The organism is Lachnoclostridium sp. An76 (assembly GCF_002161355.1).
In the GTDB taxonomy this organism is placed as follows: domain Bacteria; phylum Bacillota; class Clostridia; order Lachnospirales; family Lachnospiraceae; genus Mediterraneibacter; species Mediterraneibacter caccavium.
This window is the reverse complement of sequence record NZ_NFHL01000006.1, coordinates 159,800-183,532: the sequence shown is the minus strand read 5'-3', so window position 1 is coordinate 183,532 and position 23,733 is coordinate 159,800. Positions and strand designations below refer to the sequence as shown.

The window sequence follows — 23,733 nt, the reverse complement described above, 5'->3', positions numbered from 1 at the left end:
TCCAAGCCGTGGGTCCCGGTATAATCCCCGCAGAGCGGGGCGAAGCGGCAAAGCCGCTTCGGATTGCACGAACGTGCGATCATTATACCACGCGCGCAGGAAAGGAAGCGCCGCAAAGCGGCATTTACTTTCCAAGCCGTGGGTCCCGGTATAATCCCCGCAGAGCGGGGCGAAGCGGCAAAGCCGCTTCGGATTGCACGAACGTGCGATCATTATACCACGCGCGCAGGAAAGGAAGCGCCGCAAAGCGGCATTTACTTTCCAAGCCGTGGGTCCCGGTATAATCCCCGCAGAGCGGGGCGAAGCGGCAAAGCCGCTTCGGATTGCACGAACGTGCAATCATTATACCATGTATTTTTTGAAAAGAAATCACAATTTAGTCATATTTTCTTTTTATAATATAGCGGCAACAGTATTAAGCACACGGATGCTTTTCTATCCGCATCAGGTGTCCTTTTACATACTGGATCGGAAATATCTAAACGAAATGAGGTAGCAGTCTATGAAAAAAGAAAACCGAAAAATGGCACAGCAGCGCAGAGCCGAGGAACGGCGCAAAAACGAATTCCGAAAAAAACTGAGCAAGACCCTGGTGATCGGGATACCCAGCCTTGCTGTATTGGCTCTTGTGATCGTACTTATCGTCGACGGAGTGAAGAACAGCACAGATGACAGTCAAACGGACAATACTAACACGGAAGCATCCGCCGATACCGGCAGCAGCTCTGACACTTCCGGCTCCGCTGACAGCGCTTCCCAGGATACCGGAACTTCCTACTCTACAGACACGTCTCTTACCGTAGAAAATGGAGATACTGTCAATATCGATTACGTAGGAAGCATCGACGGAGTAGAATTCAACGGCGGGAACACACAGGGGATGGGCACAGATCTCATGATCGGATCAGGAAGTTATATCGATGATTTCGAGGAACAGCTCATCGGCGCACACCCCGGAGACCAGGTGGATGTATATGTAACTTTCCCGGAAGATTACGGAGTGGAAGACCTGAATGGGAAAGAAGCACTGTTCCAGGTAACAGTCAATGGAATTTATGAGTAAATCTGTATTTGTGGGGGAGCCATCCTGTTGGCAAAACGTACGAAAACAGTGAAGCGCGGATGTCGAGGACGTATTCAGCGCGGGGATATGGGTGGCATCGGCTCCGCTCCATGAGGCAGGAAAAACTACGAAATCAGGGAACACGCTAAAACCAGGGATCAGAAGAGAGGAACTCGGCTCCGCCTCAGACACCCTCTCTTCTGCCCCCAACGCGTGTCCCCTGATTTCTATTTTTTCCAAGCCTCATTCCGAAGTCACCTCAGCCACCCATATCCCCGCGCTGAAAGGAAGTTTCGAAAAGGCGCTTCGCTGTTTTCTGGTTTTGCTCAAGACGGAAGGTCCCCCGACAAATGCAGCGTTTACAAACGCAGTGGAAGGGGAGCTTTTCCGGCAAAAGAGAACCTCTCCCCAGCCGGGAGAAACACACAAGGCTAGAGAAACTTCTCCGGCAAACGATAAAATCCACTTTGCTGGCAGAATTCTATAACAAGAGCGGACCAGCTTGCTGGGCCAAATCGAACGGCTAACCCTCTCCCGGAAATCCAGTCTGAACTGCCGCTTGGTTTTAATTTCTGCTTCGCCGCTGAAGCTCCCCTCTCACCCACCTTTCGAAATCCTGCATTTGCCTGCGGGGACCTTCCGATCGGATGCGCGCAGAAAACCGTCCCCTTTGATGCGCCTTCGCGGCGGACGGGGATATGGCGACGGTGACTTGGAGTAATCTGCCGGAAAGACTTAAAAGAATGGGATGCGGCGTTAATTTCAAAGCGGATGCCTGAGCCGCAGGCGAATCTTCCGCTTTGAAATTGTCCTTAGCCGTATCCCATTCTTTTTACGTCTTTCCCAGATTACGGAACCGGAACCTGAGCCATATCCCCGTCCGCCGCGAAAACGTCCTGCATCAAACCGGCGGTTTTCGGACGTTTCGTCAACAGAACGGCTCCCCCGCAAATCCAGATTTCCCCATCAGATAATCTACAAACTGCTGCGCTGTCCGCCCGGACAGTCCTCCATGGGACAGCTCCCACTTGTTCGCTTCCAGCAACAGTTCTTCTTCCGGCATGTCAATGCCGCCCTTCTTTGCCAGTACCCGTACGATCTCCTGGAATTCCTTTTTATCCGGCGAACCGAAATAGATCGTCACGCCAAACCGGGCCACGAGAGACAGTTTTTCCTGGACTGTGTCATTGGTGTGCAGTTCTTCATCCCGGTCCGCCTTATCCCGGAATGTCTCACGGATCAGGTGCCTGCGGTTGGAGGTAGCGTAGATCAGCACGTTTTCCGGCTTGCGTTCCAGCCCGCCTTCGATCACCGCCTTGAGATATTTGTACTCGATCTCAAATTCTTCGAAAGAAAGGTCGTCCATATAGATAATGAATTTATAATTGCGGTTTTTGATCTGGGCGATCACTTCATTCAGATCTTTAAACTGATGTTTGTACACCTCGATCATCCTGAGTCCCTGATCATAATACTGGTTCAGGATGGCTTTGATGGATGAGGACTTTCCGGTGCCCGCATCGCCGAACAGCAGGCAGTTGTTTGCCCTGCGCCCCTGCACGAATGCTTCTGTGTTGTCGATCAGTTTTTTCTTTGCGATCTCGTAGCCGACCAGGTCATCCAGATGGACATGGGCGATATTTGTGATCGGTACGATCTCCATCCTGCCGCCCTCAGGGTGTTCGATGCGGAACGCCTTGTGCAGGCCAAGCTTGCCTACGCCGAACTCCTTATAAAACTGTGTCATTTTCCGCTGAAAATCGGAGGCGTCCGATGCACTCCCCAGCCCTTCCGCCAGATGGCAGATGCGGTCCCGGATGCGCCGGTTGAAGATTTTTCCGCTTCTTCTGCCATTTTTATAATCCATGAGGATCTGCATACAGCCGGCTCCAAGATTCTTCTCCATTGCTGAGAAGTCATAGTCGAACAATTCTTTGAAGATCTCAAAATCATGGAGCGCGATCTCATTGATGCTCCCCTCTGTGTCTCCGATGATCTCGCAGGAAGTGCTGTAAGCATTCTCATCATTAACAAGAAGAAAGGTAAGATAAGTATGCCAGAGATTCCCCTCAAACCCATGGCTTACAGACAATTCCAGAAGTCTGTTGATACATTCGAAAAGGAGACTTCTCAGATCTTCCCTGTTGTAATGATCATTCCCATGATTATCCATAAGAAATGTCATATCTTTCAGAAGGTCGCCATAATCCATATTTTTATACAGCATCAGTTCATTTGTACGCATTTTCTTTCTTCCTTTCTCACTACACACTGACCGGTCTTTTTAGTAATTTCCCAAAATTTTCAGATTCTGCGCTTCCTCTCTCAGTCCGCGTATCGCATTTTTTACTGCCGCCTCCTCGAGATTGCCCTCAAAATCCACGAAAAAGCAATATTCCCATGGTCTTCCTTTGATCGGTCGAGACTCGATCTTGGACATATTCAGATCATTGTAAATAAAATGTGAGAGGATCCTGTACAGAGAACCGCTCTGGTGCGGCAGTTCAAACCGAATGCTGATCTTTGAAGCATCCTTCAGGAACACTTTCTGATTCGTGACCACGATAAAGCGGGTAGAATTGTCCGCATCGTTATTGATCCCGTCCACCAGCACTTCCAGACCGTGCACCTTTGCCGCATAAGCACTGCACACAGCCGCCTGGGAAATGTCCTGTTCTTTGAGCACCTTTTTTGCCGCGATCGCGGTATTCACCACACTGATCCTCTGCCAGTCCGAGTGGTCGTCCAGAAAGCGTGATGTCTGCATCAGCGCTTCTGTCTTTGAATATACCCTCTGGATGTCAGAGAGCTTTGTCCCGGGAAGGCCGGAAAGAGTATGCACGATCGGAAGGATGGTCTCCGCCACGATATAATTTTCAAATTCATCCAGCAGGTCATACATCTCGATGACCGGTCCGGCAGTGGAGTTTTCGATGGGAAGGACCGCATAGTCAGCCGCCCCCTCTTCGATCGCTTCCATCGCATCCCTGAATGTGCGCACATGGAAGCTGTTTACATCCTCGCCGAAAAACTGCTGCATCGCTGCCTGTCCGTACGCCCCTTCCGTCCCCTGGAACACAACCCGGGCATTCTTCTTGTCCAGGTTATCGATCCGGATAAACGGGAGACGTCCCAGCGCTCCCGCCTCCACGAGCTGCTGGTACTGCAGTTTCCTGCTCATGGACATAAGCTGCTGATAGAGCTCCTGTATCCCCTTTTTATTGAAGTCTCCGGTCACCCTTGAGGCCACGTCCGCCAGTTTTTCTTTTTCTCTCTGCCGGTCAAAAACCTTTCGTCCTGCTTTTACTTTATATTCACCGACTTCCTCGCAGACCTTCATCCGCTTTTCGTAGAGGTCCACGAGCTGGCCGTCGATCTCATCCAGCCTCTCTCTGAGTTCTTCCAGTGATGCCATTTCCGTATATCTCCCTTCTCATGTATCCCCGGATGATATTTTCTGTTTTCATCCCGGTTTTTAGCACTTACCGCCCATTATATTACATTTTTCAGGCAAAATCCACTTTTCGGGACAAAGAAAAAGATTTTTGATCTTTGAAATCCGGTTGAAAATCGACCCGTTTTATTATATGATTAGGTGGAGAATTCAGGGAGGTACATATATGAACGTAACAGAGTGCATTAAAACGCGCAGGAGCATACGAAAATTTAAACCGGATCCTGTTGACCATTCTATTATTGATTCTGTCGTATCATCGGCATCTTACTCTCCCTCATGGAAAAATACTCAGATCACCCGCTATATCGCTGTTGAGGACCGTACTGTCCTCTCCGGGATCGCGGATCAGTATACCCCGGATTACAATTCAAGGATCATACGCCAGGCTCCCGTACTGATGGCTGTCACCTTTATCAAAGGACGCTGCGGCTTTGAGCGGGACGGTTCTTTCACGACGAAAAAGGAAGACCGCTGGCAGATGTTTGACGTCGGCGTGGCCTGCCAGACCTTCTGCCTTTCGGCATGGGACAAAGGGCTGGGGACTGTCATCATGGGTGTTTTCGATGAGGACGGAATCTCAGAACTGCTCGGCATCCCGGAAGATCAGGAACTTGGGGCATTGATCGCCCTCGGATACCCTGACGTCGAGCCGGAGGCGCCGAAGCGCAAAACCGTAGAACAGTTACTTCAATACAGATAAACAAAAAGCGCAGATGACTGCGCTTCCTGTATGTCTTGGGATGGAAGTCCCATCCCGCAATTAAGGAGGTTATTTATGAGACATTTGATGAGCCCGCTGGATTTTTCAGTGGAGGAGCTTGATAAACTGCTGGATCTCGCCCAGGATATCGAGGCGCACCGCGAGAAATATGCACATGCGTGCGATGGGAAAAAACTTGCCACTCTCTTCTACGAGCCAAGTACCCGCACCCGGTTAAGCCATGAGGCGGCTATGCTGAATCTCGGCGGCAGCGTTATGGGATTTTCTTCCGCAGACTCCAGTTCTGCGGCAAAGGGAGAGAGTGTATCTGACACGATCCGCACGATCTCATGCTACGCAGATATCTGCGCAATGAGACATCCAAAAGAAGGCGCGCCCATGGTCGCATGCCAGCACTCTTCCATCCCGGTCATCAACGCCGGAGACGGAGGACATCAGCACCCGACCCAGACGCTGACTGACCTGCTGACGATCCGCAATCTGAAGGGGCGTCTCAGCAATATGACGATCGGTCTGTGCGGAGACCTGAAATTCGGCCGTACGGTCCATTCTCTGATCAACGCTCTGGTCAGATATGAGGGCATCCGCTTTATCCTGATCTCTCCGGAGGAGCTCCGTCTCCCGGAGTACATCCGCCATGACGTCCTGGACAAGAAACATATTCCTTACGAGGAAGTCGTCCGACTGGAAGACGCCATGCCGAACCTGGACATCCTGTACATGACTCGAGTCCAGAAGGAACGCTTCTTCAATGAAGACGACTATGTACGGATGAAGGATTTCTACATCCTGGATAAGGCGAAAATGAAGCTTGCTCCGGAAGATATGTACGTGCTCCATCCCCTTCCCAGGGTAAATGAGATTTCCGTGGAGGTCGACGATGACCCCCGCGCCGCATATTTCCGCCAGGTACAGTACGGGGTCTATGTCCGCATGGCGCTGATCCTGACTCTCCTGGATATCCACGTTGACTAATATTGTAATTGTTAATTGTATAGAAAGGATTAAGATCATGGTAAAAAACACACTGAACGTGGGACGTATTTCTGAAGGCTTTGTACTGGATCATATCGAGGCCGGCAAGAGCATGGAGATCTACAAATATCTCCACCTCGACAAACTGGACTGCTGCGTGGCGATCATCAAAAATGCCAAAAGCAGCAAGATGGGAAAAAAAGACATTATGAAGATCGAATGTCCCATCGATTTTATGGATCTTGATATCCTCGGTTTCATTGATCATAATATCACTGTAAATATCATCGAGGACGGGGAGATCATTTCCAAGAAACCTCTCTCTCTCCCGAAAGAGATCCGCAATGTGATCAAGTGCAAGAATCCGAGATGCATCACTTCCATCGAGCAGGAACTGGATCATGTATTTGTTCTCACGGATGAGGAGAACCAGATCTACCGCTGCAAATACTGTGAAGAGAAATACCGCAGGCACAGATAAGCCCGCTCACAGATAAAAAAAGGAAACCCTACAGGCAGGGAATAAACTATTCTATCTGCCCTGTATGGTTTCTTTTTTACTCAGCCATTTTATCAGCACTCTTCCGCTATTTTATACAGAAGTCTCTCCGTGTCCTCCCAGCCGAGGCACGGGTCGGTGATCGACTTTCCATACACTCTGTTCTCATCGATCTTCTGGCATCCTTCCTCAAGGTAGCTCTCGATCATAACGCCTTTGATCAGCGTCCTCAGCTCCGGATTATATTTCCGGCTGTGGAGCACCTCGCTCACAATGCGTATCTGCTCCCTGAACTGTTTATTCGAGTTGGAATGATTTGCATCCACGACAGCCGCAGGGTTTTTCAGCTCCCGCTTCTGATACATGTCAAGGAGACGGACCAGATCCTCATAATGATAGTTCGGAATGCACGTGCCATATTTGTCTACTCCGCCCCTTAAGATCACATGGGCCAGATCATTTCCGTCTGTGGTCACATCCATCCCCCTGTAGATAAAAGTATGCGAGCTCTGCGCTGCCACGACGGAATTGAGCATCACTGAGAAATCCCCGCTGGTCGGGTTTTTCATCCCCACCGGGATATCCATGCCGCTTGCGGTAAGACGGTGCTGCTGGTTCTCAACAGAGCGGGCGCCGATCGCCTCATAAGAAAGGATGTCATCCAGGTAGCTTCTGTTCTCAGGATAGAGCATCTCATCCGCGGCTGTAAGACCGCTCTCCTTAATTGCCCTTGTATGCAGCTTTCTTATCGCGATGATCCCTGCCAGCAGGTCAGGAGCCTGATCCGGCTCCGGCTGGTGGAGCATTCCTTTATATCCCTCGCCGGTGGTACGGGGCTTGTTTGTGTAGATCCTCGGGATGATCATGAGACGGTCGGAAACCTTCTCATTGACTCCCGCAAGGCGGTTTACATACTCGCAGACAGAATCTTCATTGTCCGCGGAGCAGGGTCCTACGATCACAATGAACTTATCGGACTTCCCGGTGAAAATGTCCCGGATTTCCTGATCTCTTTTTTTCTTGATCTCCAGGATCTCTTTGGGGAGCGGGTACTCCGCCTTGAGATCCGCGGGGAGCGGCAGCTCTGCATTTATCTTCATTCCCATTTTTCATGCCTCCAAAAAAATACTGTGTTAAGCAAGACGATAAGCCGGGTTATGTCGTGGGCGATCATCTGTCTAGGCACAGCGTCGCCGCTGTGCTCGAGCGACCAACCTGAAGCGCGGCGGGCAGCCGCATTGCTTCTATCCGGTCTTGCTTCGGATGGGGTTTACATGTGCCCTCTCTGTTACCAGCGAGGCGGTAGTCTCTTACACTGCCTTTCCACCCTTACCCGGACGGAGAGCTCAAAAGAAGCGTCTCTGTCTTCTTCTCAGCCCTCCGCCCGGGCGGTTTATTTCTGTTGCACTGGCCTTGGAGTCACCTCCACCGGACGTTATCCGGCATCCTGCCCTGTGAAGCCCGGACTTTCCTCGTCTGCGGCCTTTCGGCACCTGCAGCCGCGATCGCCTGTCTTACTTAACACAGTATTTGATTATACTATATGAAAATTAAAAATGCCACTGTTTCTTGACAATTAAAACTTTTCTCCTGGAAACCGGGGACTGTCTTTTCCTTCAAACGGTCGTTGAGCATCTGACACAGCTTTGGCATCACATCAAGACTGCCCTGCTCCTTCATCCACGATCAGCCCGTCCCCGTCCGCCGCGGATGTGGCGAGTTCATCGCACCGCTCATTCTGGGGATGTCCGTCATGGCCTTTCACCCAGTGGAAGCTTGTACTGTGGGGCTCTTTCGCGCTCAGCAGGCGTTTCCACAGGTCCACGTTCTTGACCGGTTCATTCTTGCCCCGCTTCCACCCTTTTTTGATCCATCCGTCCACCCAGTGCTGGTTGAATGCATTTACCACGTACTGGGAATCCGAATAAATCTCTACCGTACAGGGGCGGTTCAAGGCTTCCAGACCGGCGATGACAGCCATCAGCTCCATCCGGTTATTTGTCGTCCTGACATACCCCTGGGATATTTCTTTTACATGCAGCTCTCCTTTTGTGTCCACATACTCGAGCACGGTCCCGTATCCTCCGGGTCCGTCCGGGTTGCCCCTGGCCGCACCGTCTGTATAGATCTTAACAAGCATATCTCTTTCTCTCCACCTTTATTTTTCTGAGCTGTCCAGGAGAAAGCTCTGTCCCTCCTGCCCGATCTTCATGATGCGTTCCCTGTAATCCCGGGTGCACGGTTCCAGCATCAGGCGCTCATAGACGTCATAGCTCCCCCAGAAATGCATGGGGAATACATCCTTTGTGTCCGTCCTTTTCATAAAGCAGTCAATGCCCCAGCAGTACTGTTCCCCGAGCCTGGGATCCACAGGCACAAAAGCCGCGTCGATCTTCTCGCCCTGAAGCTTGTTGATCTCGGACTGATAGGAACGCCTCATCCCTGTATTATATTCCTCCGGCTCGCCCTCCCAGTGCCACCAGTTCAGGTCTCCGGCATGGTACAGCGTCTTTCCGTGATAACGGACCAGGAACGCCACTCCCTCATCATTTGAGCGCAGCGTGCGCACACTGCATCCCGCGATTTCTGTCTCTTCACCGGGCCTGAGGTGATAAACCTTCTCTGATCCTGCCGGGACATCCCAGGACAGGATATAATAGATTTCTTCAAACTCCTTTCGGAATCCATAGATCCTCTTACTGTAGTGGTCATAATGTCCGTGGCTTACGAATACGAACATTTTCTTCGAGCTGTCCAGTTCCGGCACTGTTCCTTTATAGTAATCAAAAAGGAAATACGCATCGTCTGTCTCAACGAGGAATCCGCTGTGTCCTAAATATGTTACTTTCATCATAAACTCAGATTCTCCACAACCTGAACGGTCTCCATGAGGATGTACTCCATATCCTCTTTTGCCGTCTTCGCGCTTTCGGGAAGGTTCATAAGCAGCGTCTTCTTTCGGATACCTGCCATCATCCTGTCCATCATGGACGCCTTTGTATATCTCAGGTTATATGCCCGGAGTGCTTCCGGGATCCCCGGGATGAGCATCTCTGCTGCATCAGACAATGCCTCCGGCGCACAGTCTCCGTCCTGATATCCCACAGCGCCTGTTGTCAGGATCAGGTCTACTGCCCCTGAATCCGAAAGCTGGCGCAGCACTGTGGCGACAACTTCCCTCTCCTGGGGAAGGACGCTGGCCGCCTTCACCTCGAATCCAACCTGCTCCAGCATCCGTTTCAGAGCGGACGCCGCGGCGCTCTCTGCCTTTGCCTTGTAAATCCCACTGTCGATCGTAAAAATTGCTGCTCTCATCATCTGTACCCCTTTCCGTTATGATTTTTCACTTCTCCCCTGTATGCTTACTGCCCGAGAATGCGTTCGGAGATCCGCTGCGCATTCCGGTATACTGTCTCCGGAGATTCCCCGATAAAGAATTCCCCGTCTCTGTACACTGTTTTTCCGTTGATCATCGTCATCCTGACATTCTGCTTGCTTCCGCTGTACACGATATTTTTCTCGATATTCTGGAGCGGCTGCATATTCGGCTGCATGAGGTCGATCAGGATCAGGTCCGCCCTTTTCCCGCAGGAGAGCACATCGCAATCTTCCAGACCCATGGCATGGGCCCCGTTTACGGTTGCCATCTTGAGCACATCCATCGCAGGCACCGCTTCCGGGTCATCGCACAGCACTTTCTGAAGCCCTGTCACAAGGAACATCTCGCGGAACATATCCAGGCAGTTATTGCTGGCTGCTCCGTCCGTCCCGATCGCCACGGGGATCCCCTGATCCAGATATCTTTTGACCGGGGCAATGCCGCTTGCAAGTTTCAGGTTCGACGCCGGGTTTGTCACCACGCTGATCCCTCTGTCTCTGATGATGTCAAAATCACTGTCATCCATGTGCACGCCGTGGAAAAGGCATCCTCCGTATTGGAACAGTCCCAGGGAATCCATGTACGCGACAGGACTCATGCCGGAGCGCTCCCGGCACTCTTCCACTTCCTTTTTCGTCTCTGAGCAGTGGACACATACCGGAGCCTTATATTTCTCCGCCAGGGCCGCGATCTGCCCCATCCTCTCCCGGTTGGTCGTATACTCTGCGTGAAAGCCGATCTGATAGGACAGAAGGCTGTCCGGATCTCTGTTATATCCGATGTAATCCTTCTCCATCTCTTCCACTGTCCCGCCGAAGTCATTCATGTCTCCGCAGAACACCATGCGGAACCCGGTCTCCTCAGCCGCCCTTGCGCTGTCTTTTTTGAGCTTGTACATATCAAAGACTGACGTGATCCCACTGGTCAGGTACTCCATGACCGCCAGCTTCGTAAGCCAGTAAATATCATCGGATGTCAGCTCTGCCTCCGCCGGGAACACTTTGTCAAACAGCCACTCCTGAAGCTTCATGTCATCCGCATAAGACCGCAGGAATGTCATCGGGGAGTGGGTATGCGCGTTTTTAAAGCCGGGCATGACCAGGTTCCCGCGCGCATCGATCTCCTCATCCCAGCCGCCGGAAGCCTGTCCCTTCTGATTTTCTTTCTCCAGCGCAGCCCCGTCTTCTGCCTGCTCTTTCTCTTTTCCCTGCTCTTCCCTGACAGATATGATCCTGCCGTCTTCGATCCCGATCTCCCCGAAGAAGATCTTTCTCCCCGGTTCCATTGTCAGTATCCTGGCATTATAGATCCTTGTCCTCATCTCAGCCTTCATGCTCCCTTCTTCTATCTCAGTCATTCAGGTTCTATCCCGGTAACTGTCTCCATTATCTGCTGTGTCTTTACATTTTCTCTATGCTCCGGGTCACCAGAAGTTCAAATTCTCCCGAACGCCGGTCTGCGACTTCCTGGACGTCCAGATGGCTCAGCTCCTCGTCCGACAGGCCGCTCGCCATATTGGAGATGCAGGATATCCCACACACTCTGACGCCGGCATGCCGCGCCGCGATCGCTTCGCATGCAGTGCTCATTCCCACCGCGCCGGCTCCGAGAGCAGCATACATCCTGATCTCTGCCGGACTTTCAAAATTCGGTCCGGAAGTCTGGAGATACACGCCTTCCTGTAGCGGGATTTCCTCTTCTTCAGCAGTCTTTCGGATCAGTTTCATCAGCTCCGTGTCATAGATATGTGTCATATCCGGGAAACGTTCCCCGAACTCGGACACGTTTTCCCCGATCAGAGGCGACGGCACAAAACTGGAGATCTGATCCGTGATCAGCATGAAATCTCCCACACGGAACCCTGCTCCCATGCCTCCTGCCGCATTGGTCAGGAAAAGGATCTCAATGCCCATCATCTTCATCAGCCGGACCGGCATGACCACCTCTTCCATAGAATAGCCTTCGTAATAATGCACCCTGCCTTTCATGACCACAGCAGGCACATTTCCGATATAGCCCAGCAGGAATCTTCCGTCGTGCCCCTGCACAGTGGAGACCGGGAAGCCCGGGATATCCCCGTAAGGGATCTCTTTGACGACCTTCATATTTCTGGCATATCCGCCCAGGCCCGAGCCGAGGATCAGTCCCACCCTCGGCTCAAAGTCTGTCACTGACCTGTAATATTCATAGCACTTTAATAGTTTTTCGTACTGCGCGCTCATCAGTTCTCCTTCTCGATCTTCCTGCTGACCTTCCCGGCGATCTCCTCTTTGATCTGCGCCACGAATGAATCCAGCCCGCACTGTCCCTCATCTCCTGCGAATCTGCTTCTCACGGAGACTTTGTTCTCTTCTTCTTCCTTTGCCCCCACGACAAGCATGTATGGGATCTTCTTCATCTGCGCCTCGCGGATCTTATACCCGATCTTTTCGGCACGGGTGTCGATCTCTGCGCGGATTCCCGCGTCTTTCAGCGCGTCGAGCACCTTCATACCATAGTCCATGTGCTTGTCTGAGATCGGGAGCACTTTTACCTGTACCGGAGCAAGCCATGTGGGGAATGCACCCGCGAAATGCTCGATCAGGATCCCGATAAATCTCTCGATGGATCCGAATACAACACGGTGGATCATGATCGGTCTGTGCTTCTCTCCGTCCGCTCCTGTGTACTCCAGGTCAAACCGGAGCGGAAGCTGGAAGTCAAGCTGGATCGTACCGCACTGCCATGTCCTGCCGATGGAATCCTCCAGGTGGAAGTCGATCTTCGGCCCGTAGAACGCTCCGTCCCCTTCATTTACAACATATGGGAGACCAATGTCCTCCAGCGCGCTCCTCAGAGCGTCTGTCGCCATTTCCCAGTCCTCATCGCTTCCCATGCTGTCCTCCGGACGTGTGGAGAGCTCTACATGATATTTAAATCCAAAGAGGCTGTACACCTCGTCGATCAGTTTTACGACCCCTTTGATCTCGTCCTTGATCTGCTCCGGCATCATGAAGATATGCGCATCATCCTGTGTAAAGCAGCGCACTCTCATCAGGCCGTGGAGCTGTCCGGATTTCTCATGGCGGTGCACCAGTCCGAGCTCGCCCATGCGGATCGGGAGATCACGGTAAGAGCGCGGCTCTGACTCGTATACAAGGATACCGCCCGGGCAGTTCATCGGTTTGATCGCGAAATCCACGTCGTCGATCACGGTTGTATACATGTTTTCCTTATAGTGATCCCAGTGTCCGGATGTCTCCCACAGATGGCGGCTCAGCATGATCGGCGTGCTGATCTCTACATATCCTGCCCTGCGGTGGATCTCTCTCCAGTAGTCAAGAAGCGTATTCTTGAGCACCATACCGTTCGGAAGGAAGAACGGGAATCCCGGACCTTCTTCGCGCATCATAAACAGCCCCAGTTCTTTTCCAAGCTTTCTGTGGTCGCGCTTCTTCGCTTCCTCGATCATCGTCAGGTACTCTTCCAGCTCTGCTTTCTTCGGGAAGGCAGTCCCGTAGATCCTCTGGAGCATCTTATTGTGCTCGTCCCCTCTCCAGTACGCGCCTGCCAGGCTTGTGAGCTTGAATGCCTTCACCTGTTTTGTGGTCATCAGGTGCGGTCCCGCACACAGATCTGTGAACTCGCCCTGGGAATAGAAGCTGATCGTCTCATCCTCCGGAAGATCCTCGATCAGTTCCACCTTATAGTCTTCGTTTTTCTCTTTAAAATACTCGATTGCTTTGTTTCTCGGCATTGTATACTGTTTGATCTCAAGATTCTCTTTGACGATCTTCTTCATCTCCGCCTCGATCTTCTCCAGGTCTTCCGCTGTGAACGGAGTCTCCCTGTCCACATCATAGTAGAACCCGTCAGCAATGGAAGGTCCGATCGCCAGCTTTGTCTCAGGATACAGTCTCTTTACCGCCTGCGCCATAATGTGGGACGCCGTGTGGCGGAATGCACCTTTTCCCTTTTCGTCGTTAAATGTCAGGATGCTCAGGTCACAGTCATGGTCAACGACTGTCCTCAGGTCAACGACCTCGCCGTCTACTTCTCCGGCTGTCGCCATCCTTGCCAGCCCCTCGCTGATGTCCAGCGCGATGTCATACACGCTCATCGGCTGCTGATATTCTTTGCTCGATCCGTCTTTTAAAGTGATCTTCATCTTCTTTTCCTTCCTTTCCCTTTTATCTGTCCGATGCTGATCCATAAAACAGAAAAGACATCCCTCCCGGAATGTCTCTCACCTTCTGAATCTATGTCCGCACGGAAACACTCCACGCAGGGACGGGATATCAGTATTCCCGCGGTTCCACCCTGCTTGTTTTCCATGGAAAACCTGCTTCATTCGTGTGATGATAACGGAATCACCGTGCCGGATTAGGGCAGCTCCGAGGTGGTCTTCAGTCAGCCGGAACACCAAAGCCCTCGCACCAGACGGGCTTCTCTCTGAGATGACCGGACAGCTTACTGTCCTCTTCAACGCTTTTGCTTACATCGGTTATTCTACCGCAAGGGGGGAGGATATGTCAAGGTGGAAATCTGGATTTGTGGGGGAGCCTTCCTTGTGAATATGACGTCCGAAAACCGTCGGTTTGATACAGGACGTTTTCGCGGCGGGCGGGGATATGGCTCAGGTTCCGGTTCCGTAATCTGGGAAAGACGTAAAAAGAATGGGATACGGCTAAGGACAATTCCAAAGCGGAAGATTCGCCTGCGGCTCAGGCATCCGCTTTGAAATTAACGCCGCATCCCATTCTTTTAAGTCTTTCCAGCAGATTACTCCAAGTCACCGTCGCCATATCCCCGCCCGCCGCGAAAGGCGCATCAAAGGGTCGGTTTTCTGCGCGCATCCGATCGGAAGGTCCCCGCAGTCAAATGCAGGATTTCGAAAGGTGGGTGAGAGGGGAGCTTCAGCGGCAAAACAAGAAGTTTTACCAATCGGAAGGGACCGCGGACTTCCGGGAGAGGGGGTGCCTTTTGCCGGGAAAGTTCCCTTCTCGCTACGTTTTTAAATGCTGCATTTGCTGGGGACCTTCCGGCTTGAGTAAACCAGAAAACAGCGAAGCGCCTTTTTCGAAAACCTTTCAGCACGGGTGTGTGGGTGTCTGAGGTGACTGCGGAGGGGCTTGAAAAAACTTGAAATCCGGAACTATGCGTTGAAAGCAGCAGGGGGCTTGTCTGAGCCAAAGGCGAGTTGCTCCCTGCTGCTTTCTGCCTTTAGCATAGTCCCGGATTTCTTAGTTTTTGCTGCCACGGAGCCCCGGAGCCGAAGCCACCCACACACCCGTGCTGGATACGTCTTCGACAAACACGCTTCACTGTTTTCGGACGTTATATTCACAAGGAAGGCTCCCCCACAAATCCAGATTGATCTCTTTGAGGGCCTCCTCCGCTGTGACTACTCTTTCTTTTGTGATACAGCTCCGCAGAACTGCGATCCCTTCTTCGTGTTCTTTGATCCCCGATGTTGATCCGCAGAGATCTTCTATTACGGTACAGTCCACCAGGTCATCATAAAAATCAAAAGCGCTGTGAAGTACGCAGCATCCTGTATTCACCCCTGCGAAATAAACTTTCTCCACATTATCATCACGGATATACCGCCTCATTTCTTCATTCCAGCAGCTGTACTTGTCTTTGTCGAACACTCTTTCCATGATCGGAACGAGAGTAGGGATGATCTCCGCTTCTTTGCTCCCTGCCATGCAGTCTTTCCAGCCCTCAAATAAATAGCACGCCGTATGCTCGTGATTGACATACCGGGTTCCGGCAGTGATCACTCTGTCCTTGATCTTATCGTGAAAATCCAGTATCTTCCTGTCAAGTCCTTCTGTATATTTGTTCACAAATCCATTCTGCATATCAATGATCAAAAAAAGTATCTTCTTCATAATTCCTCCTGCCTGTCCGACTTTCTCTCTTTCTTTTTGATCTCAGCCCTCCGCTATATTATCTTTTGAAAAAAGCTGTGGATTATTCCATTTTCAGAAGGATCGCCGCCTCATATGGCTTCAGTTCTTCATCCAGCCGTTCTCCCGGATAGTTATGGATGAGCATCTGCGCATCTTTCCACTCTTCGGACAGAGGGCATCTGACCGGCTCCCCGGTAAAGTTCGCGCAGACGAGCATCCTGCACTCTGCGTCTGTACGCGTATAGGCAAAGATCTGCTCGTCCTCAGGCATCAGGAGGCTGAAATCGCCGTCCGCAAAGACGGGATATTCTTTCCTTAAGTGTACGAGTTTTTTATAAAACTGATATACAGAATCCGGATCCTCTGTCTCTGACGCTGCATTGATCTCAGTGTAGTTCGGGTTCACAGCGATCCACGGAATCCCTGTGGTAAAGCCGGCGTTCTCTTCCCTGCTCCACTGCATGGGTGTGCGGGCGTTATCCCGGCTTTTGGCGTAGATCGAATGCATGACATCTTCCAGGGGATATCCCGCCTGCAGCCGCTCATGGTACATATTGACCGTTTCCAGATCCCGGTAGTCTGTGATGTCTTTAAACTTCACATTCGTCATCCCCAGTTCTTCCCCCTGATAAATATACGGGGTGCCCTGCATCCCGTGGAGGACTGCAGCCAGCATCTTCGCGGACTCTGCGCGGTATGTGCTGTCGTCTCCCCAGCGTGACACGATGCGGGGCAGATCGTGGTTATCCCAGAACAGGCTGTTCCAGCCTTTCTTATGGAGCGCGTTCTGCCATTTTGCCAGACATTTTTTCAGCTTTACAAGGGAAAGGGGCGCCAGGTCCCACTTTTCCTTCCCTTCCTGCTGATCCAGGCCGATGTGCTCGAACTGAAACACCATAGAGAATTCGCTTCCGTCGGGGCAGCTGTATTTCTCCGCGATCTCCGGCGTTGCTCCCCAGGCTTCACCAACTGTGATGAGGTCTCCTTTCTGGAATGTCTCCCTGCTCAGTTCCCGCAGAAATTCGTGGAGCTTAGGACCGTTATTCGTGATCCCCAGATCCGGCTCTTTTGCGATCTGGTCGATCACATCCAGACGGAATCCGCCCACTCCCCGGTCCATCCACCAGAGGATCATGTCATAGATTTCTCTCCTCACCTTCGGGTTCTCCCAGTTCAGGTCCGGCTGTTCGGGAGCGAACTGATGGAAATAATACTGCTTTACTTCCGGCACCCACTCCCACGCAGGGCCTCCGAAGGCTGCCTTCATGTCATTCGGATAAACCCCTTCCTCGCCATCGCGCCACACATAATAGTCATGATAAGGGTTTTCCCTGCTCTTCTTTGCCTCCTGAAACCACCGGTGCTCATTGGAAGTGTGGTTGAGCACCAGGTCCATGATGATACGGATCTTGCGCTTCCCCGCCTCAGCGATCAGCTCATCCATATCCTCAAGCGTCCCGAACATGGGGTCAATGTCCTGATAATCAGAAATATCATACCCATTGTCATTCTGCGGCGAGCAGTACATCGGCGAGATCCACACTGCGTCGATCCCCAGGTCCGCCAGATAGTCGAGCCTCCGGATGATCCCCCGGATATCCCCGATGCCATCCCCGTTCGAGTCCTGGAAGCTCTTCGGATAGATCTGATATACAACTGCGTTTTTCCACCATTTTTCTTTCTTATCTTCCATATTCAAACCTCTCTTCTCTCATGATCTTACTTTCGGATCAGCATACCCTGCGGATCAGCGTCCCCTTCGGTTTCAGCACGCCGTCTGAAAAGTTCCGCGCAAACAGGACTTCTCCTCCCGGTGCAGTATGCACCTCCTCATCGGAGCAGTTCAGCAGGACCTCGATCTTCCTGTTTTCGTCATCCAGCTTGATATATTCCACACACCGCCTGTTCCCGTACTGATCCGGGAAATGGAAATGCAGGCTGCGGCATGCCGCCTCTGTCCGCCTCAGACGGATCAGTTCCTTCATCTGGCTCATCCGCTCCGTATATTTCCCTGCACCGATCTCATCCCAGGGCATGCACCGGCGGCAGTCCGGGTCAAAACCTCCCTCCATGGCGATCTCTGTCCCATAATAAATGCACGGACTTCCCGGAAGGGTAAAGAGCACGGCCAGCTGCTGGTAAAAAATATCCAGGTCATGGAAGCGGTTCATCAACCGTTCCGTATCGTGGGAATCCAGAAGGTTGAACAGCACATTATTATTCTGCTGCATATACATCGTATAACAGCGGTTGACCATGTATTCAAACTCCTGCTTATCCATGGAGCTGTCGAGAAAATAGTCGTGGATCCCGCTCATGAGCGGATAATTCATGACAGAGTCATACTCATCCCCCATCAGCCACTGGCTGGCGTCATGCCAGATTTCCCCGAGAAGATAAATGTCCGGCTTGACTGCCTTTAAATGTTCTCTTATTTTTTTCAGGAACCGGTGGGACACTTCATTTCCCACATCAAAACGGATGCCGTCGATGTCGTATTTCCGGATCCATCCCTCGCATACATCACAGAAATAGCGGATGACTTCTTCATTATTTGTATTGAGCTTTGGCATCCAGTCCGCAAAAGCAAAGGAATAGAACCTTCCGTCCCTGGTATTCTCATGTTTGCTCAGGTCAGACCAGTCCTGCACCATAAACCAGTCCGCGTATGCGGATGCCTGTCCCTTTTCCTGGACGTCCAGCCAGGGGGCGAACTTTCTCCCACAGTGGTTGAACACTGCGTCCACCATCACACGGATCCCTTTTTCATGCGCCTCTGCCACCAGGCGTTCCATGACGGCGTCGTCCCCGAACGCTGGATCGATCTTCGTATAGTCTGTAGTATCGTACTTATGGTTCGTCTCCGCCTCCATGATGGGATTCAGATAGATCCCCGTGATCCCGAGCTCTGCGAGATAGGGGAGCTTCTGCCGGATCCCCTCCAGGTCCCCGCCGTACCTCTCCTGGTTTGTCACAGGGCCTGTCTGCCACGGCCGGACATCCCCCTTTTCCCTCTGAGGGTCCCCGCTGCAGAAGCGGTCCGGGAAGATCTGATACCACACAGTGTCATTGACCCACGCGGGCGTGCGGTTCACATCCGCCGGGTTCATCCACGGTACGATAAAATACTGAAGGAGCCGCCCCGGCATATCCATCTGTTCTTTTGTGAGAAATCCGTCCTCAAAATAATACCACACCTCACGGTCCGTGTGGAGTTCAAAATAATATTTGCATCTCTTATACGGCGGCATAAGCGTTGTCGTCCACCATATCTGATAAGGGAGCCTTTTCTTAAAGACGATCTCCTCCCTTGTGCCGCTCCACTTTTCGCTGCCGCCCAATATTCCGGCGTCAAAAGGATCTCCGTGGATGATGAAGACCTGTTTTACATCGTATCCTGTCTTAAGGTTCACGACAAGCCGGTCCTCATCGAGGGCATAGCTCATCTGCTCTGACGTTTTGTGATATACTGCTGTAAATTCCATGACAGCACTCCTTTCCGCTTAACGCTTTTCTGCCTGACGCTCCAGCGCCTCGTACACTCTTAAGATCTCGCCCGTGCTCCACGCCTGGGCAAAGCATCCCTTTGAGGACACAGGGTTTTCCCCGTCATAGATTTCCGGGAGCTGTCCGACGCATCCCTCCCGCATGGCGCCTTCCATTACCTCCAGCTGCTCTTTTACATATGCTTTCGCGGCGCTGCTGTATCCGTGCACCTTGAGATACGCTGTATAATACGCGCCAAGCGGATACACCCACACCGTTCCCTGATGATAGGCGAGATCACGCTTTAAGACTTCCCCGCCATAGAAAGGTTTAAATTCCGGATCCGCTTCCTCCAGCGTGCGCAGCCCGTAAGGTGTATACAATTTTTCAAAGACAGTATCCACGATCTGCCTCTCTTTATCCGGTCCGAGCATCGTAAACGGCATTGACACTGCCCAGATCTGATTGCACCGGATCTGAGTGTCTGCCTTTGTCCCTGAGACTACGTCTCTTAAGCAGTGTTTTTCTTCCATCCAGAACTCTTTTTCAAAGGACGCCCTTACCTTGTCCGCCAATTCCTCATAAGCTTCATCGGATTTCCCGAGCATATCGGAAAATCGCCCCATGATCCTGAGCGCGTTATACCAGTATGCATTGATCTCCACCGGCTTCCCGTGGCGGGGTGTTGGCAGGATGTCTCCCACGCGGACGTCCATCCATGTCACCTGGTCAAGACCGCTCCCCGCCCGGATCAGGCAGTCCTCCTCCATGCGGATCTCATAGTCAGTGCCCGCTTTATAATTTTCTATGATCCGCTCCATGACCGGATACATTTCTTCCACAAAGCCAGCATTGCCGGACGCGCTGTAATACAGCCACACACAGTTAATAAAAAGAAGCGCCGCGTCCACTGTATTGTACATGGGATCATTCCTGCCCTCCGGGAACAGATTCGGCATGAGCCCTCTCCTCTCGTATGCGGCAAACGTGCGCAGTATGGACTCGGCGTCCTCGTATCTTCCTGTGGAAATGCATACGCCGGGCAGCGCGATCATGGTATCTCTGCCCCAGTCCTCAAAGAAAGGATATCCGGCGAGTATTGTCTTCCCCCCGGTAGATTCCCGAAGAGAGATAAACTGGTCCGCGCTTTTTGACAGCGTTCGCGCATTCTCATCCCGGAACCCGGCAAGCGCTTCCAGCCCTTTACGGTACGCTTTCAATCCCTCTGTGATCCGAGCCGCCATCTCCCGGGGAGAATCCGTAATCTCCCGGGATGAATCTATCCCCCCGGAAGTATCCGCCATCTCCCGGGGAGTATTTGCCGGATCTCCACTGCTTTCCTGTCCTTTGTCCGCGCCGATCCCGTCCATCCGGTATATGATAGAGAGTACTTTTTCACATCCGCTCTCCACACAGATACTGATCTGGTGGCACGCAGCGGCGGAGCCGGTATCCCTTCTCCCGTCACACGCATCATAAGAATAGAAATATGTTTCCCAAACCGGTCCGATCCCGCTGACCTGACCGTCTGTGATCAGTTCCAGGGACAGGTCATTGCTCTCGATCCGGCAGGCTGTTCCATTGATCCCGCTATTCCGGATCTCCCTCCACTCGAACTTCTGCCCTGCGTCCGGTTCTTTCCCTTTCGGAGTGAACTGATAAAACGGTGTGACAGTCAGCCGCGCCTCCCCGCGCGTCCGGTTTATGATCCTGTAAGTAAGCGCAGCCGTATTCTCCCCGTTTTTCATTGCCGCCTCTTTCACGATCTCCACACCGTATACATGGAATCTCCACATGGGAGTATCTTCATAAGAAAATTCAGAAAGATAGCGATACCCCTCCTCCACTTTTCTGTCCGCAGACTGCTGGGAGGAGAGTACATATTCCCTGTCTCCGATCCGGAGCTTTTCCGCCAGACGGTGGACCATATTATACCGATTGTTCGGCGCCTTTGTACACGCCATAAAAAAGGCATGGTCATTCCTTGCCACAGACCCGGTCATAGTCATAGAAGAAAATCCTCCCAGCCCATTGGTCATCAGATAACAGTTCTCCTGTCCCCGCTCATATGTCTTCCAATCCTGTTTTCCGTACACCCATTTTCTGCTCATACTGCCTTTTTCCTCCAGGTCGTTTCTTCTCTTCTATGTTGATGCTCCGCTGTGCCGGCTGCTTCTGTTGCTTCTGTTGTTTCTATTGTTTCTGCTTCCGCCGTGTTCCCGTCCTGTCCGAGGATAAGGACACTCTGCGGGGCAATGCACATCTTCCCCTGTGCAGGTCGGTCTGTCTTCCACAGCCAGCTGTCCTGCCCGTCGCAGAGGACTTTCCACCCTTCTCCGTCCAATGTGACCGGGCGCTCTTCCCTGCTGCTGTTATAAACGATCTTCAACGTCTGCCACCGGTTCTTATGCGCCTTCCCTTCGAGTTCCGGCGCATCTCCTGTCTCTCCCTTCTGACAGACCGGAACCCACGGCCGGTTATCTATCACAAAGCTGACTGCCCCCTTTTCTTTCTGCACATGAGAGATCCGTTCAGCCGCCCGCGCAGACTTATCGCAGAGCCCGGGGAGCTGTCTCCTGAGAGCGAGCAGCCCCCGGTAATAGTCCACAAGATCCCGGTTCTTCCAGGCCTGTTCCCAGTCCAGCCTGTTTATGGCGATGGGGGCATTGTAGGAATCCTCCAGCCCGTCCTTTGTCCGGGCAAACTCCTCTCCTGACAGAAGAAAAAGACTCCCCTGGCACGTCATATACAAAGCCGCTGCCATACGGTTGAGCCGCATCCTCTCTTTCTCATCTGCCTGAGGCATTGTCTCAGCCAGCTTATCCCACAGAGTCTGATTGTCATGGGCAGACACATAGGTAATGATCTGTGAAGGCGCTTTGACCCCTGCTGCCCGCCACGCGGCCACCCCGCGGATGATATCGTCCTCTTTATCCTCTGCCCCGTTGATAAATCCCGGCTTCCTCACTTTCAGCGCAGAACCTTTCACCGCGTCTCTCGTGTCATCGCAGAACATGCCGATCTTTTCATCCAGCAGGCGGATATTTTTCTTCAGGGCCGGCACAGCGCCGCCTTCCATCGCTGTCTCCGCCGCTGCCCATGGCTCTCCGAAGAGCATCTTCTCTCCCCTGCCGTACCGGGCGTCCAGTTCTCTTCGGATCCGGTTCATCAGGTCCACGTCCAGAAGCCCCATCAGGTCAAACCGGAATCCGTCCACATGGTATTCCTCCGTCCAGTAAAGCACAGATTCCAGTATATATTTCCCGCACATTTCCCGCTCGCTCGCCACGTCATTTCCGCAGGCGGACCCATTGGAGATCCTGCCGTCGTCAAACACCCGGTAAAAATACCAGGGGGCAGTGCGCTGGAACCAGGAATCCAGGGAGTACGTATGATTGTATACCACATCCATGATCACACGGAATCCCCGGGCATGGAGAGCCTGGATCATCTCCTTCATCTCCCGGATGCGCACCTCGCCTCTCGCAGGATCGGTAGAATAAGACCCCTCCGGTACATTGTAGTTCACCGGGTCATAACCCCAGTTAAACTCCGTATCCTTTCCCGCCTCATCCACAGAGCCGTAGTCATAGGCAGGCATGATCTGCACATGTGTGATCCCCAGATCCTTCAGATAGTTCAGCCCCGTCGGATGCACGCCATCACCATACAGCGTCGTATCCCCGCAGGTAAATGCCTTATATTTCCCCCGGTACGCTTCCGGGAACCCTCCGGATGCATCCCAGGAGAATTCTTTTACGTGGAGCTCATAAATGATCTGCTCCTCCTGCCTCTCCGGCGCCCGGTCTGACTCCCAGCCCTCAGGGTCTGTCCGGCTCAGGTCCACCGCCATACTTCTCCTGCCGTTGATGCCGCAGGCTTTCGCATAAGGATCCGCCGAGCGGACGGTCTTCCCCTCCATCTCAATGGCAAAATCATAGTAGACCCCGTGCAGGCACTCTTCTGTCTTCCAGCTCCACACACCCCTGGCTTCCCGCTCCATGGGGATTTCCTGATACGGGCTTCCCCCGCCCCCTTCCTGAAACAGATTCAGGGTGACACTGTCAGCCGAAGGACTCCACAGCTTAAACGAAGTCCCGCCTACCGTACAGCTCACCCCAAGATCATTTCCGTCATATATGTAATTGTCCCTGAATCCCAGGCTCGAATAATACTTTTTCCACTCTAATGCCGTCTTCATAAACCTTGTCTCTCCATGTATTATCAATCTTCATATATACACTATATTCTATATA

19 protein-coding genes, 1 other RNA gene and 1 other annotated feature are annotated in these 23,733 nt (G+C 52.2%); of the genes, 4 read left to right on the top strand and 16 right to left on the bottom strand.

Annotation, left to right across the window (positions count from 1 at the left end; all coding sequences use genetic code 11):
- The first annotated feature begins 502 nt into the window (after positions 1–502).
- A complete protein-coding gene (locus B5G27_RS16795; RefSeq protein WP_087179076.1) occupies positions 503–1,063 on the top strand; it encodes an FKBP-type peptidyl-prolyl cis-trans isomerase in 561 nt (186 codons plus the stop codon).
- A gap of 928 nt (positions 1,064–1,991) precedes the next feature.
- On the opposite strand, the gene B5G27_RS11900 is transcribed toward B5G27_RS16795, so the two are convergent.
- Both B5G27_RS11900 and pheA read right to left on the bottom strand, forming a co-directional pair.
- Positions 1,992–3,308, bottom strand: coding sequence for an ATP-binding protein (locus tag B5G27_RS11900; protein ID WP_087179074.1), 1,317 nt, complete (start codon positions 3,306–3,308; stop codon positions 1,992–1,994).
- Positions 3,309–3,347: 39 nt separating this feature from the next.
- Positions 3,348–4,478: a prephenate dehydratase gene (pheA, locus tag B5G27_RS11895; protein ID WP_087179073.1), complete on the bottom strand. Its 1,131-nt coding sequence runs from the start codon at positions 4,476–4,478 to the stop codon at positions 3,348–3,350.
- A gap of 205 nt (positions 4,479–4,683) precedes the next feature.
- On the opposite strand from pheA, the gene B5G27_RS11890 reads away from it, so the two are divergent.
- The 3 genes from B5G27_RS11890 (at position 4,684) to B5G27_RS11880 (ending at position 6,697) form a co-directional block, all read left to right on the top strand.
- Entirely contained in the window at positions 4,684–5,220 is a 537-nt protein-coding gene (locus tag B5G27_RS11890) for a nitroreductase family protein (protein ID WP_087179072.1), read from the top strand.
- Between the two features lie 75 nt (positions 5,221–5,295).
- A complete protein-coding gene (pyrB, locus tag B5G27_RS11885) occupies positions 5,296–6,216 on the top strand; it encodes an aspartate carbamoyltransferase (RefSeq protein ID WP_087179071.1) in 921 nt (306 codons plus the stop codon).
- A gap of 37 nt (positions 6,217–6,253) precedes the next feature.
- Positions 6,254–6,697: an aspartate carbamoyltransferase regulatory subunit gene (locus B5G27_RS11880; RefSeq protein ID WP_087179070.1), complete on the top strand. Its 444-nt coding sequence runs from the start codon at positions 6,254–6,256 to the stop codon at positions 6,695–6,697.
- A gap of 92 nt (positions 6,698–6,789) precedes the next feature.
- On the opposite strand, the gene B5G27_RS11875 is transcribed toward B5G27_RS11880, so the two are convergent.
- The 14 genes from B5G27_RS11875 to pulA all read right to left on the bottom strand — a co-directional run bounded on the left by B5G27_RS11875 (position 6,790) and on the right by pulA (position 23,678).
- Positions 6,790–7,821: a 3-deoxy-7-phosphoheptulonate synthase gene (locus B5G27_RS11875; protein WP_087179069.1), complete on the bottom strand. Its 1,032-nt coding sequence runs from the start codon at positions 7,819–7,821 to the stop codon at positions 6,790–6,792.
- A 24-nt stretch (positions 7,822–7,845) separates the two neighbouring features.
- An RNA gene (rnpB, locus tag B5G27_RS11870) (RNase P RNA component class A) lies at positions 7,846–8,236 on the bottom strand.
- A 136-nt stretch (positions 8,237–8,372) separates the two neighbouring features.
- The gene (gene rnhA, locus B5G27_RS11865; protein WP_087179068.1) at positions 8,373–8,855 is read right to left on the bottom strand and encodes a ribonuclease HI; all 483 of its coding nucleotides are present in this window, start codon (positions 8,853–8,855) and stop codon (positions 8,373–8,375) included.
- Positions 8,856–8,873: 18 nt separating this feature from the next.
- Positions 8,874–9,569, bottom strand: a complete 696-nt coding sequence (locus B5G27_RS11860; RefSeq protein WP_087179067.1) for an MBL fold metallo-hydrolase — start codon at positions 9,567–9,569, stop codon at positions 8,874–8,876.
- Complete coding sequence (locus B5G27_RS11855) at positions 9,566–10,033, bottom strand: molybdopterin-binding protein (RefSeq protein ID WP_242958307.1); 468 nt, start codon at positions 10,031–10,033, stop codon at positions 9,566–9,568. Before B5G27_RS11855 ends, B5G27_RS11860 begins: the two co-directional genes overlap by 4 nt.
- 44 nt (positions 10,034–10,077) lie before the next feature.
- On the bottom strand, positions 10,078–11,415 hold the full coding sequence (locus B5G27_RS11850; protein ID WP_087179108.1) for an amidohydrolase family protein: 1,338 nt from the start codon (positions 11,413–11,415) through the stop codon (positions 10,078–10,080).
- Positions 11,416–11,494: 79 nt separating this feature from the next.
- Positions 11,495–12,316, bottom strand: a complete 822-nt coding sequence (locus tag B5G27_RS11845) for a purine-nucleoside phosphorylase (RefSeq protein WP_087179066.1) — start codon at positions 12,314–12,316, stop codon at positions 11,495–11,497.
- A complete protein-coding gene (thrS, locus tag B5G27_RS11840) occupies positions 12,316–14,241 on the bottom strand; it encodes a threonine--tRNA ligase (RefSeq protein WP_087179065.1) in 1,926 nt (641 codons plus the stop codon). The genes B5G27_RS11845 and thrS overlap by 1 nt, the downstream gene beginning before the upstream one ends.
- A gap of 115 nt (positions 14,242–14,356) precedes the next feature.
- Positions 14,357–14,568, bottom strand: a binding site (T-box leader).
- Positions 14,569–14,797: 229 nt separating this feature from the next.
- Positions 14,798–14,929: a hypothetical protein gene (locus B5G27_RS16645; protein WP_275533046.1), complete on the bottom strand. Its 132-nt coding sequence runs from the start codon at positions 14,927–14,929 to the stop codon at positions 14,798–14,800.
- A 465-nt stretch (positions 14,930–15,394) separates the two neighbouring features.
- On the bottom strand, positions 15,395–15,970 hold the full coding sequence (locus tag B5G27_RS11835) for a cysteine hydrolase family protein (RefSeq protein ID WP_087179064.1): 576 nt from the start codon (positions 15,968–15,970) through the stop codon (positions 15,395–15,397).
- A gap of 82 nt (positions 15,971–16,052) precedes the next feature.
- Complete coding sequence (locus tag B5G27_RS11830; RefSeq protein ID WP_087179063.1) at positions 16,053–17,684, bottom strand: glycoside hydrolase family 13 protein; 1,632 nt, start codon at positions 17,682–17,684, stop codon at positions 16,053–16,055.
- A gap of 37 nt (positions 17,685–17,721) precedes the next feature.
- The gene (locus B5G27_RS11825) at positions 17,722–19,476 is read right to left on the bottom strand and encodes a glycoside hydrolase family 13 protein (protein WP_087179062.1); all 1,755 of its coding nucleotides are present in this window, start codon (positions 19,474–19,476) and stop codon (positions 17,722–17,724) included.
- 18 nt (positions 19,477–19,494) lie between these two features.
- Positions 19,495–21,588, bottom strand: coding sequence for an amylo-alpha-1,6-glucosidase (locus B5G27_RS16495; RefSeq protein WP_242958306.1), 2,094 nt, complete (start codon positions 21,586–21,588; stop codon positions 19,495–19,497).
- Positions 21,585–23,678 (bottom strand): type I pullulanase, encoded by a 2,094-nt coding sequence (gene pulA / locus B5G27_RS11810; RefSeq protein WP_087179061.1) that lies wholly within the window; start codon positions 23,676–23,678, stop codon positions 21,585–21,587. The genes B5G27_RS16495 and pulA overlap by 4 nt, the downstream gene beginning before the upstream one ends.
- Positions 23,679–23,733 lie beyond the last annotated feature (55 nt).

Excerpts from the sequence above, each read along its gene's own strand:
- B5G27_RS16795 (WP_087179076.1), top strand. The coding sequence starts at position 503 with ATGAAAAAAGAAAACCGAAAAATGGCACAGCAGCGCAGAGCCGAGGAA.
- B5G27_RS11900 (WP_087179074.1), bottom strand. The coding sequence starts at position 3,308 with ATGCGTACAAATGAACTGATGCTGTATAAAAATATGGATTATGGCGAC.
- pheA (WP_087179073.1), bottom strand. The coding sequence starts at position 4,478 with ATGGCATCACTGGAAGAACTCAGAGAGAGGCTGGATGAGATCGACGGC.
- B5G27_RS11890 (WP_087179072.1), top strand. The coding sequence starts at position 4,684 with ATGAACGTAACAGAGTGCATTAAAACGCGCAGGAGCATACGAAAATTT.
- pyrB (WP_087179071.1), top strand. The coding sequence starts at position 5,296 with ATGAGACATTTGATGAGCCCGCTGGATTTTTCAGTGGAGGAGCTTGAT.
- B5G27_RS11880 (WP_087179070.1), top strand. The coding sequence starts at position 6,254 with ATGGTAAAAAACACACTGAACGTGGGACGTATTTCTGAAGGCTTTGTA.
- B5G27_RS11875 (WP_087179069.1), bottom strand. The coding sequence starts at position 7,821 with ATGGGAATGAAGATAAATGCAGAGCTGCCGCTCCCCGCGGATCTCAAG.
- rnhA (WP_087179068.1), bottom strand. The coding sequence starts at position 8,855 with ATGCTTGTTAAGATCTATACAGACGGTGCGGCCAGGGGCAACCCGGAC.
- B5G27_RS11860 (WP_087179067.1), bottom strand. The coding sequence starts at position 9,569 with ATGATGAAAGTAACATATTTAGGACACAGCGGATTCCTCGTTGAGACA.
- B5G27_RS11855 (WP_242958307.1), bottom strand. The coding sequence starts at position 10,033 with ATGATGAGAGCAGCAATTTTTACGATCGACAGTGGGATTTACAAGGCA.
- B5G27_RS11850 (WP_087179108.1), bottom strand. The coding sequence starts at position 11,415 with ATGAGGACAAGGATCTATAATGCCAGGATACTGACAATGGAACCGGGG.
- B5G27_RS11845 (WP_087179066.1), bottom strand. The coding sequence starts at position 12,316 with ATGAGCGCGCAGTACGAAAAACTATTAAAGTGCTATGAATATTACAGG.
- thrS (WP_087179065.1), bottom strand. The coding sequence starts at position 14,241 with ATGAAGATCACTTTAAAAGACGGATCGAGCAAAGAATATCAGCAGCCG.
- B5G27_RS16645 (WP_275533046.1), bottom strand. The coding sequence starts at position 14,929 with ATGCGCGCAGAAAACCGACCCTTTGATGCGCCTTTCGCGGCGGGCGGG.
- B5G27_RS11835 (WP_087179064.1), bottom strand. The coding sequence starts at position 15,970 with ATGAAGAAGATACTTTTTTTGATCATTGATATGCAGAATGGATTTGTG.
- B5G27_RS11830 (WP_087179063.1), bottom strand. The coding sequence starts at position 17,684 with ATGGAAGATAAGAAAGAAAAATGGTGGAAAAACGCAGTTGTATATCAG.
- B5G27_RS11825 (WP_087179062.1), bottom strand. The coding sequence starts at position 19,476 with ATGGAATTTACAGCAGTATATCACAAAACGTCAGAGCAGATGAGCTAT.
- B5G27_RS16495 (WP_242958306.1), bottom strand. The coding sequence starts at position 21,588 with ATGAGCAGAAAATGGGTGTACGGAAAACAGGATTGGAAGACATATGAG.
- pulA (WP_087179061.1), bottom strand. The coding sequence starts at position 23,678 with ATGAAGACGGCATTAGAGTGGAAAAAGTATTATTCGAGCCTGGGATTC.